A 1,971-nucleotide genomic window follows, 5' to 3' on the forward strand; every position below is an offset into this window, starting at 1 on the left:
GGTGGGTCGCGCGCATGCTGGCCGCGCTGGGCACCGCCCTTGCGGGCGTTCGCATGTGCCCCCTGGCTTGTCCCCACCCCTGCCTTGTGCCGGGCGAACTGCTGGCGCCCCCCGGCGCGGGACGCGGCACATGCGAATCGGTGTCGTTGGCTACGGTCGGCCCTGCTGCGGGGCGCGTTGACGCGGCATCGTCCGCAGACGTTCAGTGTGACGTCGTCCAGAATGGTGTCGTTCATGACGACACCGCTTCCGCAGGCACCGACCCCGCCGATGTCGCCGTGTTCCTGCGCGACGTTGTGGTGTCCCCTGGCGGCAGGACCATCCTCGACGTGTCCAACCTGACCGTGCCCGTGGGGGAATTTCTGGCCGTGGTGGGACCGAACGGCGCGGGCAAGTCCACCCTGCTGGGGCTGGTCAACGGATTTGTCAGGCCGGGATTCATGAGGTCCGGTTCCGGCGCCGCCGTGGTGCTGGGACGGGACATGTGCGCGTCCGGCGCCTGGCGGGTACGCCGCCGGGTGGCCCTGGTGGCCCAGATGACCGCCGTGGACCCGCGCCTGCCCATCAGCGTGCTGGAAACGGTGATGACTGGCGGCTATGGCCGGTTGGGGCTGTTGCGCAGGCCCGGGGCCGCGTTGCGCGCGCAGGCCCTGGCCAACATGGAGCGCACCGGCATCGCCCACCTCGCGCAGCGTCCGTTCGGCCAGTGCTCCGGCGGCGAGCGCCAGCGGGCGGCCATTGCCCGTGCCCTGACCCAGCAGCCGGACATCCTGCTGCTGGACGAGCCCACCTCCGCATTGGACTGGCATGCCCAGCGAGAGATCATGGCGCTGGTGACCTCCATTCACAGGGAGCGCGCGGCAGGCGCGGGGCCGCCATTGACCACGATCCTGATCACCCACGACCTGAACGCACTGGCTCCCCCGCCCGGCCCTCCCGGCTCGTCGGGTTCGTCCGACTCTCGTAATCAGCCTGGCCAGTTGGGCATGCCCGGCCAGTCTGGAGCATCGGCAGTGAACCGGGTGGCCTGCATGGCCGGGGGGCGCATCGTCTGGGCCGGCCCGCTGGAGCAGGCCCTGGATGCGGTGCGGCTGACGCAACTGTACGGCACGCCCATTTCGGTCATCGATCATCAGGGCAGGCCCGTGGTGCTGTTCTAGGAGGAGGCATGGACCTTTCGCTGCTGGATCACGCCTTCATGCGCCACGCGCTGGCCGCCGGTGCGCTTGCGGGCGTCGCCTGCGCCATGGCCGGGGTGTTCGCCGTGCTCATGCGGCTGACCTTCATAGGGGTATGTCTGGCCCATGCGGCCTTTGCCGGGGGGCTGACGGCACTGGCCTTCGGTTTGCCCGCGCTGCCCGTGGCCCTGGCGGCCAGCATGATTTCCGCGCTGGTCATCGGTCCGCTGGCCGACAAGGGCGAAATTTCGCCCGACACGGCGGTGGGGGTGGTGTTTTCCGCCATGATCGGCGTGGCCGTGCTGTGCATGGGGCTGATGCCTGGCCCCAAGACAGAGGCCCTGAACCTGTTCTGGGGGTCCATCCTTACCGTGCGCCAGGCCGATGTGTGGTTGCTGGCGGGAGTGGCGGGCATCGCCGTGCTGGGGGTGGCGCTGTTCTTCAAGGAAATCCAGGCCGTGGCCTGCCACCGCGCCGTGGCCGCCGCCGTGGGCATTCCCGCCACGGCGGTGTTCTACGCCATTCTGGTGCAGACCGGGCTGACGGTGACGGCCTGCCTGCCCAGCGTGGGGGGGCTGCTGGTGTACAGCCTGCTGGTCAGTCCGGCTGCGGCGGCCTACCAGCTGACCTACAGCCTGCGGCGCATGTTCCTGCTGGCCGGGTTGTTCGGGGCGGCGTCGGGCGTGGGCGGCGTGCTGCTGGCCTGGCACCTGGACGTGCCCGCCGGGGCCGCCGTGGTGCTGCTGTCGTGCGCGCTGTTTCTGCTGGCCGCATGGCTCTCCCCCAAGCGGCG

2 protein-coding genes are annotated in these 1,971 nt (G+C 70.4%); both read left to right on the forward strand.

All coding sequences use genetic code 11. The features are described from left to right. Positions 1-1,160, forward strand: a 1,160-nt coding sequence (locus FVW27_RS14350; protein WP_341806146.1) for a metal ABC transporter ATP-binding protein, incomplete at its 5' end; no start/stop codon positions are given. A gap of 8 nt (positions 1,161-1,168) precedes the next feature. Next, the coding region (locus FVW27_RS14355; RefSeq protein WP_167126346.1) for a metal ABC transporter permease at positions 1,169-1,971 on the forward strand (803 nt) is incomplete at its 3' end.

Source organism: Nitratidesulfovibrio liaohensis (assembly GCF_011682075.1).
Lineage (GTDB): Bacteria > Desulfobacterota > Desulfovibrionia > Desulfovibrionales > Desulfovibrionaceae > Cupidesulfovibrio > Cupidesulfovibrio liaohensis.